General features: G+C 66.8%; 12 protein-coding genes. All 12 read right to left on the reverse strand.

The genetic code is table 11. The features are described 5' to 3' along the window. Nucleotides 1-387: 387 nt before the first annotated feature. Nucleotides 388-930 (reverse strand): ferritin-like domain-containing protein, encoded by a 543-nt coding sequence (locus AC1Q7H_RS13965; RefSeq protein ID WP_013957112.1) that lies wholly within the window; start codon nucleotides 928-930, stop codon nucleotides 388-390. A 279-nt stretch (nucleotides 931-1209) separates the two neighbouring features. Beyond that, nucleotides 1210-3798 carry an ATP-dependent chaperone ClpB gene (gene clpB / locus AC1Q7H_RS13970; protein ID WP_211979843.1) on the reverse strand — a complete coding sequence of 863 codons (2589 nt, stop codon included), beginning with the start codon at nucleotides 3796-3798 and terminating at the stop codon, nucleotides 1210-1212. 223 nt (nucleotides 3799-4021) lie between these two features. Then, on the reverse strand, nucleotides 4022-4903 hold the full coding sequence (locus tag AC1Q7H_RS13975; RefSeq protein ID WP_013957114.1) for a MaoC/PaaZ C-terminal domain-containing protein: 882 nt from the start codon (nucleotides 4901-4903) through the stop codon (nucleotides 4022-4024). Next, the gene (gene phaZ2 / locus AC1Q7H_RS13980) at nucleotides 4903-7059 is read right to left on the reverse strand and encodes a D-(-)-3-hydroxybutyrate oligomer hydrolase (protein WP_211979844.1); all 2157 of its coding nucleotides are present in this window, start codon (nucleotides 7057-7059) and stop codon (nucleotides 4903-4905) included. Before phaZ2 ends, AC1Q7H_RS13975 begins: the two co-directional genes overlap by 1 nt. A gap of 122 nt (nucleotides 7060-7181) precedes the next feature. Then, nucleotides 7182-8726: an acyl-CoA synthetase gene (locus AC1Q7H_RS13985; RefSeq protein WP_013957116.1), complete on the reverse strand. Its 1545-nt coding sequence runs from the start codon at nucleotides 8724-8726 to the stop codon at nucleotides 7182-7184. 14 nt (nucleotides 8727-8740) lie between these two features. After that, entirely contained in the window at nucleotides 8741-9817 is a 1077-nt protein-coding gene (locus AC1Q7H_RS13990; protein ID WP_013957117.1) for a branched-chain amino acid ABC transporter permease, read from the reverse strand. Between the two features lie 11 nt (nucleotides 9818-9828). After that, nucleotides 9829-10854: a branched-chain amino acid ABC transporter permease gene (locus AC1Q7H_RS13995; protein ID WP_013957118.1), complete on the reverse strand. Its 1026-nt coding sequence runs from the start codon at nucleotides 10852-10854 to the stop codon at nucleotides 9829-9831. A 15-nt stretch (nucleotides 10855-10869) separates the two neighbouring features. Next, nucleotides 10870-11610 carry an ABC transporter ATP-binding protein gene (locus AC1Q7H_RS14000; protein ID WP_211979845.1) on the reverse strand — a complete coding sequence of 247 codons (741 nt, stop codon included), beginning with the start codon at nucleotides 11608-11610 and terminating at the stop codon, nucleotides 10870-10872. Then, entirely contained in the window at nucleotides 11603-12364 is a 762-nt protein-coding gene (locus AC1Q7H_RS14005) for an ABC transporter ATP-binding protein (RefSeq protein WP_041227982.1), read from the reverse strand. The genes AC1Q7H_RS14000 and AC1Q7H_RS14005 overlap by 8 nt, the downstream gene beginning before the upstream one ends. A 92-nt stretch (nucleotides 12365-12456) precedes the next feature. Next, nucleotides 12457-13644: a substrate-binding domain-containing protein gene (locus tag AC1Q7H_RS14010; RefSeq protein ID WP_013957121.1), complete on the reverse strand. Its 1188-nt coding sequence runs from the start codon at nucleotides 13642-13644 to the stop codon at nucleotides 12457-12459. Between the two features lie 77 nt (nucleotides 13645-13721). Then, nucleotides 13722-14504 (reverse strand): enoyl-CoA hydratase/isomerase family protein, encoded by a 783-nt coding sequence (locus tag AC1Q7H_RS14015; protein ID WP_492381400.1) that lies wholly within the window; start codon nucleotides 14502-14504, stop codon nucleotides 13722-13724. Then, nucleotides 14501-15154 carry a TetR/AcrR family transcriptional regulator gene (locus tag AC1Q7H_RS14020; RefSeq protein ID WP_114134230.1) on the reverse strand — a complete coding sequence of 218 codons (654 nt, stop codon included), beginning with the start codon at nucleotides 15152-15154 and terminating at the stop codon, nucleotides 14501-14503. The genes AC1Q7H_RS14015 and AC1Q7H_RS14020 overlap by 4 nt, the downstream gene beginning before the upstream one ends. Between the last annotated feature and the right edge of the window lie 220 nt (nucleotides 15155-15374).

Below are 15374 nucleotides of genomic sequence, written 5' to 3' on the forward strand. Positions count from 1 at the left end.
CCGTCAGTGTCGTGAATGGGCGCGAGGCGCCTCTTGCCTTGCCCGCCTTGGGTGGCGGACTTGTGTCAGGAGCAAGACTACCGAGGGGCCTATCTGAACGGAACGAATGGTTTCGCCGATGCTTCGCTGTTTTTTGCATAAGATCGGACGGAAATATGGGCATGCCTGCGGGCGCAGGCGCGGCGGGCGCAGGTGGCGCACGCAGGTGGCGCAATCGGCACGCACAAAAGAAAACGCCCGCACCGGCAAGCCGGTGCGGGCGAAGTTTCCATTCTGGAAACGGGTAGACAAGTCATGAAGAGCGCCCCCGCATCTCCATGACAGGACGAATCTTATCGGGCAGGCCGCTGGCGCGGCTTGACCAATATCAAGTGCGTGGCGATCCGGTCAGCCGCCGGACTGCCGGCTCAGCAGGTCGGCCATCTCGTCGGCATGCTCCTCTTCGACGGCGAGGATGCCCTCCATCATCCGGCGCGAGGTCGGGTCGCGCTCGCCCAGGAACCGGATGATTTCCCGGTAGCTGTCAATGGCGATACGCTCGGCAACCAGGTCTTCCTTGATCATTTCGGTCAGCGAGGTGCCCGCCACATATTCCGCGTGCGATCGGCTGGTGAGGCCGTCCGGGGCAAAGTCGGGCTCGCCGCCCAGCTGGACGATGCGCTCGGCAATCTGGTCAGCATGACCTTGTTCCTCGTTGGAATGGGCCAGGAATTCATCCGCCACGCTTTTCGAGTTCGGACCCTTGGCCATGTAGTAGTGTCGGCGATAGCGCAGCACGCAGACGATTTCGGTGGCCAGCGCAGCGTTGAGCAGCTTCAGCACGGTATCGCGATCCGCGGCATAGCCCGCGGTCACGGCGCCATCATCGATGTGCTTGCGGGCGCGCTCGCGCAATGTCTTGACGTCTGAGAGGAAAGGCTTGTCGGTCATTGAAGGGCTCCTTGGGGATGCGGCTGCGTCAGCGCAGCGCCTTGTAGGGAAACTCAACCCTTGTGCAACGCGAGAAGTGTGCCACTCGGCGGATAGCGCGGAACGGCGCGTCTGGCGACGACCCGTGGCATCGTGGCGTGAAAAAATTGCACGGGGCGGGACCGCCTTACACGCAATGCGCGATGGCAAGACAAAAAAAAACCCCTGCGTGGTATCGCAGGGGCCTGGCTATGATCGACTGCTTGTGTGCTCCGGCAGTCTATCGAGCCATGGGTAGCCTTAGTCCAGCTTCCGCCCGAACGTGAACTCGCCATCGACATAATCCACCGGCACCACATCCTTGGCGGCGAACTTGCCCTCCAGGATGGCCCGTGCCACCGGGTTCTCGATCTGCTGCTGGATCGCACGCTTGAGCGGGCGCGCGCCAAACACCGGGTCGTAGCCCGCGCTGGCGATCTTCTCCAGCGCCGTCTCGCTCACCTCCAGCGTCATATCCATGCGGGCCAGGCGGGCCTGCAGGCGATGCAGCTGGATGCGTGCGATCGACTCGATATGCTTCTGGTCCAGCGCGTGGAACACCACGACTTCATCGATCCGGTTCAGGAACTCCGGCCGGAAATGCGTGCGCACTTCCTGCCAGACCGCGCCCTTGATCGCTTCCTGCGGCTCGCCGGTCATCGACTGGATGATCTGCGACCCGAGGTTGGACGTCATCACGATCACCGTGTTCTTGAAGTCCACCGTGCGGCCCTGGCCATCGGTCAGGCGGCCGTCGTCCAGCACCTGCAGCAGCACGTTGAAGACGTCCGGGTGGGCCTTTTCGACTTCATCGAGCAGCACCACGCTGTACGGCTTGCGGCGCACGGCCTCGGTCAGGTAGCCGCCTTCCTCGTAGCCCACGTATCCCGGCGGCGCGCCGATCAGGCGGCTGACGCTGTGCTTCTCCATGAACTCGCTCATGTCGATGCGGATCAGGTGCTCTTCCGAATCGAACATGAACTCGGCCAGGGCCTTGCACAACTCGGTCTTGCCTACACCGGTCGGGCCCAGGAACAGGAACGAGCCATAGGGCCGGTTCTCGTCCGCCAGGCCGGCACGCGAACGGCGGATGGCGTCGGACACCAGCCGCACGGCTTCGTCCTGGCCCACCACGCGCGCATGCAGGCGGTCTTCCATCTTCAGCAGCTTCTCGCGCTCGCCCTGCATCATCTTCGATACCGGGATGCCGGTGGCGCGGCTCACCACTTCGGCGATTTCCTCGGCGCCCACCTGGGTGCGCAGCAGCTTGTTGGGCTGCTTCTGCTCGCTGGCCTCGGCGTCGGTCGCGGCCTTGAGCTTGCCTTCCAGGCCCGGCAGCTTGCCGTATTGCAGCTCGGCCACCTTGTCCAGCTTGCCTTCGCGCTGCAGCTTGGCGATCTCCAGCTTGACCTTCTCGATCTCTTCCTTGAGCGCGGCCGTGCCCTGCGCGGCGCCCTTCTCGGCCTTCCAGATCTCGTCCAGGTCGGCGTACTCCTTCTCCAGGCGCGCGATTTCCTGCTCGATCAGCTCCAGGCGCTTCATCGACGCCTCATCGGTCTCTTTCTTGACCGCCTCGCGCTCGATCTTCAGCTGGATGGTGCGGCGCTCGAGCTTGTCCATCGACTCCGGCTTGGAATCGATTTCCATCTTGATGCGCGCGGCCGCCTCGTCGATCAGGTCGATCGCCTTGTCGGGCAGGAAGCGGTCAGTGATATAGCGATGCGACAGCTCCGCCGCGGCGACGATGGCCGGGTCGGTGATCTCCACGCCGTGGTGCAGCTCATACTTTTCCTGCAGCCCGCGCAGGATGGCAATGGTGGCCTCAACGCTCGGCTCATCCACTAGCACTTTCTGGAAGCGGCGCTCCAGCGCGGCGTCCTTCTCGATGTACTTGCGGTACTCGTCCAGCGTGGTGGCGCCGATGCAATGCAGCTCGCCGCGCGCGAGCGCGGGCTTGAGCATGTTGCCCGCGTCGATCGCGCCCTCGGCCTTGCCGGCGCCGACCATGGTGTGGATCTCGTCGATGAAGACGATGGTCTGGCCCTCGTCCTTGGCGACGTCGTTCAGCACCGCCTTCAGACGTTCCTCGAACTCGCCGCGGTACTTGGCGCCGGCCAGCAGGCCGGCCATGTCCAGCACCAGCACGCGCTTGTTCTTCAGGCTCTCGGGCACTTCGCCGTTGACGATACGCTGCGCCAGGCCTTCGACGATCGCGGTCTTGCCCACGCCCGGCTCGCCGATCAGCACCGGGTTGTTCTTGGTGCGGCGCTGCAGGATCTGGATCGCGCGGCGGATCTCGTCGTCACGGCCGATCACGGGGTCGAGCTTGCCGATGCGGGCGCGCTCGGTCAGGTCGATGGTGTACTTCTTCAGTGCCTCGCGCTGGCCCTCGGCCTCTGCGCTGTTGACCGAATCGCCGCCGCGCACGGCCTGGATGGCCGACTCGAGCGACTTGCGGTTCAAGCCGTTTTCACGCGCGATGCGGCCGGCGTCGCCCTTGTCGTCGGCGACGGCCAGCAGGAACAGCTCGCTGGCGATGAACTGGTCGCCGCGCTTGATGGCTTCCTTCTCAGTGGCGTTGAGCAGGTTCACCAGGTCGCGGCCGATCTGGACCTCGCTGGTGCCCTGCACTTGCGGCAGGCGCTTGATGGCGGCGTCTAGCGCGCTCTGCAGGCCCTGCACGTTGACGCCGGCGCGCGCCAGCAGCGCCTTGGCGGCGCCGTCGTCCTGCGCCAGCAGCGCGCGCAGCAGGTGCTGCGGTTCGATGTATTGGTTGTCGTTGCCCAGTGCCAGGCTTTGCGCATCAGCCAGCGCTTCCTGGAACCGGGTGGTCAGCTTGTCAAGACGCATAAGGATTCCCTCTCTCGGATAAGGTCGTGTCCTGATGCGGGGGCCTCGGCGCCGGTCTTCGTTGCCGGAGCGCCCGTATGCCCTGCCGGACACTGGATGTCTTTCCGAAAGATAAGGCTTTGTCGCGACATTTCAAGGCCGCGCCGGTACGCAATGACCCCGATCCGCCGCTATGTCGGCAACCCCGGCTCCCACGCTCGCAAGTGCCGCAAGCGACACGCGGCTAGGCGGCGCGGCAGGCGCCCTTGTCCGCCAGGTTGCGCACCAGCACGAGTGATTCGCCCTGCACCACCACGCGCCCGTCCGCGCCCGTGACCACGCTGGCCAGGTTGACCAAGTCCTTGCCGGCGCGCAGCCGCACGATGCGCACGCATGCCGTCAGCGGCTCATCCAGCCGCGCGGCTGAAGCGAGGCGCAGCGACTGCTTCATCCACCCCGTGCCCCGTCCGGGCAGTTGCGTGCCGAGCAGGTCCGAGAACATGCCGGCCAGCAGCGGCAGCGGCACCACCGGCCCGCCAAACCCGCGCGCGCGGGCAAAGGCCGGATCGGCGTGATACGGGTTGGCGTCGCCGGTCAGGGTGATGTATTCGTCCAGGTCTGCCTGGGCGAAGGCGCGCGTCGCACGGGCTTCCTGACCAGGGCGCAGGCCGTAAAGGATGGCGTCGCCCGCCTCTGGCGCCTGTGCCGTCTCGCCGGGCAGCCAGGCCAGTGCGTCCGGCCCGGCATCCGGCAGCCAGAGCGATTCGCCCACGGCCGTAACGCGCGGCGCCTCGCCCGGCCCACCCGCGCTGCCAACGGTGGTGCCGTAGCGCGCCAGTCCGGCTGGCGCGTGCTGCGGCGCCAGCGCGATCTGCACCGTATCGCCAACGAAGGCCGGCGTCGGGAACATCAGCGTCTGCCCGACCGGCAACGCCGGCCCGGGCACCTGCCGCCAGGTGTGGGCGCACAGCAGCGAAAACAGGAACATGCCGTGCGCCACGGTGGCGCCGAAATGCGTGCCACGGGCAAAGGACGGATCGCAGTGGATCGGGTTGTCGTCGTGCGACAAGGCGGCGAAGCGGTCAAAGTCGCGCTGCGACAGCACGCGCGGCAGGGCATCGTTCATCAGTCAGGCACCTGTACGGTATTAGCGTTGACGGTAATCGCGTTGCCGGCCGCAGGCGATGCGGCGAACGGCGGCACGTTGGACGGCAGCAGCGTCGGCGCCGGCGTATTGAGGGTGCCCCCGCGCGGCGTGGTGCGCACCACCTGCGACGGCGGCAGCGCCTTGCCCGCGGTGAGGTTGTCGTAGACCGCATCCAGGGCCCGGTTCAGGTAGACGTGCAGCGGCACATAGCGGTTGCTGTAGCCCGGCACCAGGCCGATGAAGGCATCGAAGTGCTGGGCGTTCTCGACCTCCACGTATGACAGCTTGCTGGTCACCCCCTCCTGTTGCCGGTTCAGCCCGAGATACGGGCGCGAGGTATGGTTGACCGGCAGCAGCCCGTCGCTACGCCCGTGCACGATCACCGCCGGCTTGCCGCGCAGGTTGCCGTTGCGCAGCGTCAGCGCCTGGCCGGCTTGCAATGCGCGTGCCGCGGCGTCGGAGCCGGCCAGCAGGCTGCGCAGGCAGTTGGCGCCGTCGTAATTCAGGTCTGCCCGCAGCGTCAACGGTGAAACCGACGCCAGGTTCAGGTACGGGCCATGCTGCGGATCGAGGTCATTGATCAACTGGACCGGCGGCTGCGGCGGCACGCCGTTGCCGGTGGCGAACATCGACGCCAGCGCCGCGGGCGCGATTGCCGCGGGCTTCAGGTCGGTCAGCGTGCTGGCAAAGCTGTAGCCGCACAGCCGGTCGGTGACGCTGGCCTGCGCATACGCGTTGGCATAGTTGACCGAGATCGCGGCGGCGACGTCAAACACGGCCAGCGACGGGTGCAGATCGTCCGATTCCGCTTCCCAGCCAGCGGCACGCAGCGCCTGCAGCGCGCTGGCGCTCTGTTCGTCCGTGTTCGTGCCGCTCACCAGGCCCTTTTCCGCCAGCGTCTGGCAGCGGTTGGCAAAGAACGTCGCCGTGGCGGGGTTGGTGTAGAACGGCGCCTGGGTCAGCGCGGTGGCCCGCGCGGCGCAGTGCTGCAGCAGGTTGGCCGTGGTGGTGTAGTCGTACAGCGTGCGGCCCGAAGCCGCCACCGGCGTTGCGCCGCGTTGCACCACGATGCCGGTATTTGGCGGCATGTTCAGGTTGGGCTCGCCCACCGCCACGCCGTCGATCAGCCCGCCGGCATCCTGCTCGGCCGCCGCTACCGCGGCACCGCCGCCGTTGGACACGCTGGAGGCGATCACCACGATCCTGTCCTTGCCCAGGGTGCGCTGGCGGGTGCCGTTGGCCGACACGGCGCCAAAGCGGTCATTGATCGCCCAGATCGCAAATTCCACCGCCTGCAGCGTGAACTTGCCCCAGTCCTTCTCCGGGTTGCGCTGCGAATGCGCATGCTTGAACGCCAGCCGGTGCGGGTTGGCAGCGGTAAATTCCGCCAGCGAGGTGGCCCCCGCCGGCGCGGCAAACTCCGCGTTCTTGCCGGCCGCCGCGCGCGTGGCGCGGGTGCCGTCGATCAGCGGCACGGTGTCGGTATCCAGGTCATGCGGCGCGGCGCCGGTACCCTTGTCGGTATAGGCCACCGCGCAGCCGCGCTTCAGGCCCCACTCGCCAGTGGCGATGGCGCCATAGACGCCACGCGAACCGGATGAGGTGGCGGTGATCATGCACGGCTTCGACGTGTTGAACGACGCGGGGATCTGCACCAGCATGGTCACGTTCTGCTGGCCCGAGCCATCGTCCGAAAAGGCCAGGTACTCCACGCCGGCCACCTTGCCTTCGGAGCCGGTGACATTGCCCTGCGCGTCGACATTGGGGCCGTAGAGCGAGCCGTAGCCGCCGCTGGCGGTGGTGTCGACAATGGCACGATAGTTGGTATGGATCGCATAGCGCCGCAACTCCGCCGCGGTCGGCGCGGTGGGGTTGGCCGGCAGCGGCGCGGCGGCGCTGGCCAGGCCGTCCTTGCCCAGGCCCGCGGTCAGCAGGTCGTCGGTGGTGCCGTTGTAGCTGTTGATGGTGACCGTGCCGATATTCGCCGGCTTGGTATTGGGGTTGCTGCCGTTGCCGTTGTTGTTGTCATCGCCCGAACCGCAGGCGGCGGCCAGCATCGATGCGGCGGCCGCCAGCACCTTGAGCCTGAGACGGCGTCTCTGTTTCTGCTGCGGCGGGATCTGCGTGGAATGCATGTCAACCTCCTCCTGGCGCACCCGGATGGCCGGGGCTGTCGAGTTGTCTTCAGATCGAGGACTGCGGAGACTGCGAACTGCGGAAATCAAAAACACGGCAACGGCTGGCGCGGCCATGCACCTCAGCCAGAAAACTTTGCGCGCAGCTTGTGCTTTTCCACCTTGCCGGACGGCGTGCGCGGCAGCGCATCGAGAAAGCGTACATGGCGCGGCACCTTGTAGCCGGCCAGCTGCGCCTTGCAGTGGGCGATCACGGCATCGGCCTCCAGGGCTGCGCCCGGGCGCAGCACCACCAGCGCCATGCCGACCTCGCCCCAGCGCGCATCCGGCGCGCCGATCACGGCGGCCTCGGCCACGCCCGGCAGCTGGAACAGCACGCTCTCGACTTCGGCCGGATAGACGTTCTCGCCGCCGGAGATAAACATGTCCTTGGCCCGGTCGACGATGTAGTAGTCGCCGTCCTCGTCGCGGTAGGCGATATCGCCGGAATGGAGCCAGCCGTCGCGGATCGCGGCCGCGGTGGCCTCGGGCAGGTTCCAGTAGCCTGGCGTCACGCCGGGGCCCTTGATCAGCAGTTCGCCACGCTCGCCCGGGCCTACGTCCGCCCCAACCGCATCGACGATGCGCGTCAGCATCGACCCCACCGGCTTGCCGATGGTGCCGATCTTGCGGCGCGCGGTATCTTCGTCGCAGACAAAGACCGTGGGGCCGGTCTCGGTCATGCCGAAGCCGAAGCAGATGGTCACGCCCTTGGCCAGGTAGGCCTCCAGCAGCGGCCTGGGCACCGGCGAGCCCCCCGCCGACATATTGCGCACGCCGGCGAAGTCCGCCTGCGCGAAGCGCGGGTGCTGGCTCAGGAACAGGTACACCGCCGGCACCGCGAAGAACATGGTGATGCCCTCGCCGCTGGCGCGGTCGAGCTTGCCCAGCACCACCTGCGGCTCGAACTGCCGCATGATGTGCACCGTGCCGCCCGCGTGCAGCACCGGGTTGGCATACAGGTTCAGTCCGCCGGTGTGGAAGAACGGCAGCACGTTGAGGAACACGTCGTCGCGCGTGATCTTGTTGGCCAGCATCGCGTTGACGGCGTTGAAGTAGACCATGCCATAGGTCTGGATCACGCCCTTTGGCTTGCCGGTGGTGCCGGAGGTATAGAGCAGGTGCCAGACCTCGGACTCATCGCGGCACGGCATCTCGATGATGCGGCCGGAGGCGGCGTCGAGCACCGCCTCGTACTCGGTCCAGCCACCGGGAACGTCGGCGGCCTCGTCGTCGGCGAGGTGCAGCACCGCGCGCAGCGGGATCGCGCGCGCCAGCTCGGCGGCCACGGCCAGGAAGCCGTCGCCGGCCACCAGCACCTCGGGCGTGCAGTCCTGCAGGATCGGCAGCAACTCTGCCGCCGGCAGGCGCCAGTTCAGGCACACCATCACCATGCCGGCCTTGGCGCAGCCATACAGCATCTCGAAATAGTCCGAGCTGTTGTGCGCCAGCACCGCCACGCGCGTGCCCGGCGCCAGTTGCAGGTGGTCACGCAGGTATTCCGCGAAGCGGCTGGCGCGTTCGTTGAAGTGGCGATAGGTCACCTGGCGGCCGCTCTCCACGTCTACCAGCGCGACCTTGTCGGGGAAATGCTGCGCGTTCTTGTGCAGCCAGTCGATGACGTACATGCGCTAGCCTCCGCTCAGCTTGCCACATCCTGCACGGGCCCGGTGCCGCGCAGCCGCCCCACCACGCCCTGCGGGAAATAATAGACGCTCAGGATAAACAGCAAACCCAGCCACAGCAGCCACCGGTCCGGATGCAGCAGCGACGACAGCAGCGGCAGCGCGGCGGTGGTGTCGCTGGCCAGTTTCATCACGTCCTGCAGGTAGGTCTGCGCCACCAGGAACAGCACCGTGCCGATCACCGCGCCATAGAGCGTGCCCATGCCGCCGATCACCACGATCAGCAGGATGTCGACCATGATCTCGAACGACAGCGAGGTATCGGGCCCGTTATAGCGCAGCCAGATCGCCATCAGCACGCCGGCCAGCGTGGCGAACATCGCCGACAGCACCGTCGACACGGTACGGTACACCACGGTGCGGTAGCCGATCGCCTCGGCACGGAAATCGTTCTCTCGGATCGCCTGCAGCACCCGGCCAAAGGGCGAGTTGACGATGCGCAGCAGCACCAGAAACAGCACCACCGCGCCGGCGAACACCAGGTAGTAGCTGAGCAGCTTGCCGCTCAGCGGCACGCCCAGCCATTCGGCCTCGCCCAGCGTAAAGCCGGGACGCAGCACCTCCGGCACCTTGAAGGTCAGCCCGTCTTCGCCACCGGTCCATTCCGACAGTTGCGACACCAGCGTGGCGAAGGCGGTCGCCACCGCCAGCGTGATCATGGCAAAGAAGATGGCCCGCACCCGCAGCGAGAACAGCCCGATCAGGAAAGCCAGCAGCGCCGACACCGCCAGCGCGCCGACAGTGCCCACCAGCAGCGCCCCCCAGCCTGGTTCCATGCGCGACATGGCGATGGCCACGCCATAGCCGCCAATGCCGAAGAACATGGTGTGGGCGAAGGAAACGATGCCGGTATAGCCCAGCAGCAGGTCATAGCTGGCCACCAGCACCACGAAGATGCAGATCTTGGCCGCCATGTTGAGCGCACGCGCGCCGGGGAAGGCGAATGGGGCGCACGCCAGGGCCACCAGGATCAGCAGCAGGATCACGGTCAGCACGCGGCTGCGCGGCAGGTCGCCGGAGAGAAGTCGGATCATGATCGTTGCCCTCAGCGCCGCGCCACCGGAAACAGCCCCTGCGGGCGCCACAGCAGCACCAGCATCATCAGCAGGATGTTGGAGAACAGAGCCACCTTGGGGAACAGGAAACCGGTGTAGTTGGCCATCAGCCCCACCAGCAACGCGCCGACAAAGCAGCCGGTAGTCGATCCCAGCCCGCCGATGATGATGACGATAAAGATCAGCACATTCACCTGCGCGCCGATCGCCGCGGTGATGTTCTGCTGGTACAGCCCCCACAGCACCCCGCCCAGCCCCGCGAGCGCCGCGCCCGCGACGAACACGCTGATAAACAGGCGCCGCACGCGGTAGCCAAGCGCCTCGACCATCTCGCGGTTCTCCACGCCGGCGCGGATCAGCAGGCCGATGCGGGTGCGGTTGAGCAGCAGTAGCATCGCGATAAAGATCACCAGCCCCAGTGCCATCGCGATCAGCCGGTATTTCTCGATGGCGGCATCGCCCAGCAGCACCGCGCCGCGGAAGGTGGTGGGCACCTGCAGCGCAATGGTCTCAGGACCCCAGATCGCCTTGATCAGCTGCTCGGCCACGATCATGCCGCCCATCGTGATCAGGATCTGCTTCAGGTGCTGGCCGTAGACCGGGCGCACCACCACGCGCTCGAAGAACAGCCCGACCGCGCCGGCTGCGACCATCGCGGCTACGATCGCCAGTGCAAACACCGACAGGTTCAACGCCAGGCTGTCGGCCTCGACCCAGCCTGCCAGTGGCAGCAGGACCGAGGCGGCCACATAAGCACCCAGCGCGATGAAGGCGCCGTGGCCGAAGTTGAGCACATCCATCAGGCCGAACACCAGCGTCAGGCCGGACGAGACGACGAAGATGATCATGCCCATCGCCAGGCCGGCAATGGTCAGCGTCAGCCAGGTCGACGGGCTGCCGACCAGCGGATAGGCCAGCAGCATCAGCAGCGGCGCCAGCGCCAGCGGGGTCCAGTCGAGCCGGACCTTGGGCAGGTCCGTCGGTGCGGCGGCCGGCAATGTCGTTGAAGTGGTCATGTGTGTTGTCCCGCGTTACTGGTGCGCCGCCAGCGACAGCCCCAGCAGCTTCTGCTGCAGCAAGTCGTCTCCAGCCAGCGCCGCCATCGTGCCCGTGTGTACCGTGCGGCCATCGTCCATCACCGCCACCGTATCCCCCACCGACTTCGCCATATGGAAGTTCTGCTCCACCAGCAGGATCGACACCTCGGTCTGCTTGAGCTCGCGGAACACATGGATCATGTTCTGGATGATGGCCGGCGCCAGGCCCTTGGTGGGCTCGTCGACGATCAGCAGCTGGCGCGGCTCGATGATGGCGCGCGCCACCGACAGCATCTGCTTCTGCCCGCCCGACAGCACGCCGGCACGCTGCTGCCAGAAGGTCTTCAGCGCCGGGAACATGCGGAACACCCAGTCCAGCCGGCGCTCATCGATGGCGCCGGTGCGCGCTGCCAGGCGCATGTTCTCGGCCACGGTCAGGTCAGAGAACACGCTCATGTTCTCCGGCACGTAGGCAATGCCGGCCTGCGCGATCGCGGGCGTGCTGTGGCGCGTGATGTCGGTGCCGTCAAAGGTCACCGTGCCCGCGCTGGCCTGCCACAGGCCCATGATGGTGCGCAGCGCGGTGGTCTTGCCGGCGCCGTTGCGCCCCAGCAGCATGGTCACGCCGCCGCGCGGCACCTCGAAGCTCACGCCGTGCAGGATGTGGTACGGGCCGATATGGGTCTGCACGCCCTGCAGCCGCAGGATCGGCCCGGTTGCTTGTGCGTCAGCCATGGCTGCCCTCCTCTTCCGGCATGCCCAGGTAAGCCTGCTGCACCACCGGCGAGGCGATCACCTCGGCCGGGTCGCCGTCGGCCACCAGGGTGCCGTTGTGCAGCACGATGATGCGGTCGGCCAGCGAGCGCACCACGTCCATCTTGTGTTCGACAAGCAGCACGGTCTTGCTGCGGTCCTGGCGGATCTCGCGGATCAGGTCAAGGATCACCGGCACTTCATCCACGCTCATGCCCGCGGTGGGCTCATCAAACATGAACACGCGCGGCTGCAGCGCCAGCAGGATGCCGACCTCCAGCTTGCGCTGGTCGCCGTGCGGCAACGAGGCCACTGTCAACTGGCGCTTGCCGGCCAGCGCCACGCGCTCCAGGATCGCCATGGCCTGGGCCTGCACGTCGCGGTGGCTGGTCCACATCGAGAACAGATCGATGCCGCGCTGCTGGCGCGCCTGCACCGCCAGCCGCACGTTCTCCAGCACCGACAGCTGCGGAAACAGGCTGGTCAGCTGGAAGGCGCGGCCAATGCCGCGGCGCGTCTTCTGCGACACCGGCAGGCGCGTCACGTCCTCGCCATCCAGCAGGATCTGCCCCGCCGTGGGCGGCAACTGGCCCGAGACCAGGTTGAAATACGTGGTCTTGCCGGCGCCGTTGGGGCCGACGATGCAGGTCAGCTCGCCGGGCCGGAACGCGCACGACACCGCATTGACGGCCACGTGGCCGCCAAAGCGGATGGTCAGGCCGCGCGTTTCCAGCAGCGGCTGCGCCCCGGCGGCAGTCGCGCCGGCGTGCCCGGCGGCCGGCTGCGACGGCGCCGGCGCGGACCGGGCGAAAGAGGCTGGCGCGTTCATCAGCGGTGGTTGCGCACGGGCACGGCCATCTCTTCGGGCTTGATCTCGCGCACGAGTTCAGGCACGCCCCAGGCGAAGGCCGGATCCACCTTGATCTTGAAGTGGTACATTGACTGCATGGCCTGGTGGTCTTCCTTGCGGAAGGTCATCTTGCCCTTGGGCGTGTCGAACGACATGCCCTCCATCGCCGTGATCAGCTTCTCGGTGCCGGTCTCGCCGCTGGTCTTCTTCAGCGCCTCGACCAGCGCGATGCCCGCAGTCATGCCGCCGGCCGTGAAGAAATCGGGCGGCGCCTTGAACTTGCTGTAGTGGTTGGACACCAGCCACTCATTGGCCTTGTTCTTGGGGATGCCGAAGTAGTAGTACGTGGCCCCTTCCATGCCCGGGAAGTTCTTGTAGCTGGCCATCGCCGGCAGGATGTTGCCGCCGGTGGCAATCTCGATGCCGTAGCGCTTGGGATCGAGATCGGCGATCTTGAACGGGTTGCCGGCACCGGCCCAGATGATGAAGATCACCTTGCGGCCCGGCTTGTCCTTGAGCGAATCAAACAGCCGCTGCGCGCCGGCGGTGAAGTCCGTGGTGCTGGTCGGCAGGTATTCCTCATGCACGATCTTGGCGTTCTTCAGCGCGCCCTTGAAGGCCTTGACGCCGTCGCGGCCAAAAGCGTAGTCCTGCGCCAGCGTGGCGATCTGCACGCCCGGCTTGTCCAGCGCCACGGCGTTGGAAATTGCGTCCTGCGACGAATTGCGGCCGGTGCGGAAGATATAGCGGTTCCACTTGTCGCCGGTGATCGAGTCAGCCACCGCGGGCTCGACCAGCAGCACCTTCTTGTATTCCTCTGCCACCGGCAGCATCGCCAGCGCGGTGCCGGAAGAGGTGGGGCCGACCGCGATATCGGCGCGGTCGTCGCTGTAGGCAGCGGCCAGCTGGGCCTTGGCCACGTCCGGCTTGCCCTGGGTGTCTTTCTCGATCACCACCAGCTTGTTGCCGTTGACGGTCATGGTGCCGTTGGTGGCGTACTCCAGGCCCATCATCAGGCCGGTCTGGGTCTGCTTGGCGTAGGCCTCGAGCGCGCCGGTCTTGTCATAGACGTGCGCGATGCGGATGTCCTTGGCCAGCGCGGTGCCGGCGGCAAGCAGGCCGGCGGCCATGACCAGGGCACGTACGGCGAGTGGGTTGCGTTGCATTGCTGTCTCCTGTGTTCGGTCTCGTTTGTGTTTGTCTGGATGAAACCTGCTGCAACTGCTTTGGAATGCTGTACGGACTATTCGCGCGTGCGTCCTGCCAGGAAGCACCGCATGCCGTCGGCGGTCTCGGCACTGGCGATCTGGGCGACAAAGGCCGCGCGCTCTCGCTCAAGGCCGGCCGCCAGGGTGTCGGCGTCCCAGCGCAACAGCGCGCGCGTGCGGGCCACGCTGCCCGACACCTTGCGCATGACGCCGCGCGCCAGCGTCACGGCATCGGCCTCGGCCGAACCCGGCGCGGCCAGCGCGGTGGCCAGGCCAAGTGCCTCTGCCTTCGGCGCGGCGACGATCGTATTGTTCAGCTGCCAGGCGCGCGCCTGCGGCGTGCCGACCAGCTGCGGCAGCATCGCGGTCCAGCCGCCGTCCGGGCTGAAGCCAACCACCGTGTAGTACGGCGCGATGCGCGCATCCCGCGCCAGCACCGCCATGTCGCACGCCAGCACCAGGCCCAGCGAGCCGCCCGTCAGCCAGCCCTCCACCGCCGCCACCACCGGGCAGCGCAGCGCTGCCAGTCGCAGGATCGAGCGGTTCAGCAGTGCCAGCAGCCGGTCGGCGTAGCTGGCTATCGCGTCGCCCTGCGCAGCGAATGCCGCGACGTCGCCGCCGGTGGAGAAATTTTTTCCGGCATGCGTCAGCACCACGGCATGGATCGCGGGGTCGACTTCAATCTCGTCCAGCGCGGCCAGCAGCGCTTCCAGCAACTCGGGCACCAGGCTGTTGTGCCGCTGCGGCCGGTTCAGGCGCAGCAATGCCACGCCATCGGCGCGCTCCCACTGCACCAGGGGTTCTGCGTGGGCGTTCATCGCGGCTGCAGGCCGTGCGAGATCAGGTCGAAGGCGGTGTCGACCACCTTCTCCATCGAAGGCGGGCGCTTCCAGCGCGCATAGCGCATGCCCAGGAAGTTGCTGATGCCAATCAGGCACCAGGCGCGCACCTCGGCGTCGCCGGGCACGATCTCGCCCTGCTCTTCGGCGCGCGTCAGGCGCCGGCTGTAAAGCTCGGCAAACACCTGGAAATAGCTGCTGTAGATGGTCTCGTCCACCGAGTACGAATCCAGCACGATCCGGTACAGGTTCTTGTGGCGCGACACGAATGAGAGAAATGCCTTCAGGCCCAGGCGCTCGGCTTCCATCTGGGTGGCCGCGGCGGCAACGTGCTTGCGCAGGTGGGCGCGCACCAGTTCCAGCATGTGCGCGACCAGTGCGCGGAAGATATCTTCCTTGTCCTTGAAATACAGGTAGAAGGTGCCCATCGCGACCTTGGCTTCCTGCGTGATCTCGGAGATCGACGCAGCGTAATAGCCTTTCTCACCGAACACCTTCTCGGCCGCGCGCAGCAGCGCCTCGCGCGTCTTCTGCCCGCGCGCGGTCTTGGGCGGGCAGATGCCGCCGGCGTGGCCGGGTTCGCGGATTGCGCCGGTTTCGGGCGGTGCGCCCGTGTCGGTCTGGGACATCTTGTCTCCGGTGGCGCTGCGCGCCTTGTCATTGGAATGCCAGCCGCTTCCTGCCATGCCGGCGCAGGCAGGCGCCTCCTCCGCGCCTGCCTGCGCCGGGAATCGCCACTCAGGCAAAACCTGATAGCTGATTCATGTTTCATCGTATAAATTGCCCACCATGGATGTCAATAGAGAGGCACCCTCACCCGGTGGCATCCAGGCCGCTGCCCTTTACCCT

This window comes from Cupriavidus sp. GW823-FHT06D04 (assembly GCF_058795055.1).

Bases quoted from the DNA above. Each gene is read 5' to 3' on its own strand.
- AC1Q7H_RS13965 (WP_013957112.1), bottom strand. From the start codon at position 930: ATGACCGACAAGCCTTTCCTCTCAGACGTCAAGACATTGCGCGAGCGC.
- clpB (WP_211979843.1), bottom strand. From the start codon at position 3,798: ATGCGTCTTGACAAGCTGACCACCCGGTTCCAGGAAGCGCTGGCTGAT.
- AC1Q7H_RS13975 (WP_013957114.1), bottom strand. From the start codon at position 4,903: ATGAACGATGCCCTGCCGCGCGTGCTGTCGCAGCGCGACTTTGACCGC.
- phaZ2 (WP_211979844.1), bottom strand. From the start codon at position 7,059: ATGCATTCCACGCAGATCCCGCCGCAGCAGAAACAGAGACGCCGTCTC.
- AC1Q7H_RS13985 (WP_013957116.1), bottom strand. From the start codon at position 8,726: ATGTACGTCATCGACTGGCTGCACAAGAACGCGCAGCATTTCCCCGAC.
- AC1Q7H_RS13990 (WP_013957117.1), bottom strand. From the start codon at position 9,817: ATGATCCGACTTCTCTCCGGCGACCTGCCGCGCAGCCGCGTGCTGACC.
- AC1Q7H_RS13995 (WP_013957118.1), bottom strand. From the start codon at position 10,854: ATGACCACTTCAACGACATTGCCGGCCGCCGCACCGACGGACCTGCCC.
- AC1Q7H_RS14000 (WP_211979845.1), bottom strand. From the start codon at position 11,610: ATGGCTGACGCACAAGCAACCGGGCCGATCCTGCGGCTGCAGGGCGTG.
- AC1Q7H_RS14010 (WP_013957121.1), bottom strand. From the start codon at position 13,644: ATGCAACGCAACCCACTCGCCGTACGTGCCCTGGTCATGGCCGCCGGC.
- AC1Q7H_RS14015 (WP_492381400.1), bottom strand. From the start codon at position 14,504: ATGAACGCCCACGCAGAACCCCTGGTGCAGTGGGAGCGCGCCGATGGC.
- AC1Q7H_RS14020 (WP_114134230.1), bottom strand. From the start codon at position 15,154: ATGTCCCAGACCGACACGGGCGCACCGCCCGAAACCGGCGCAATCCGC.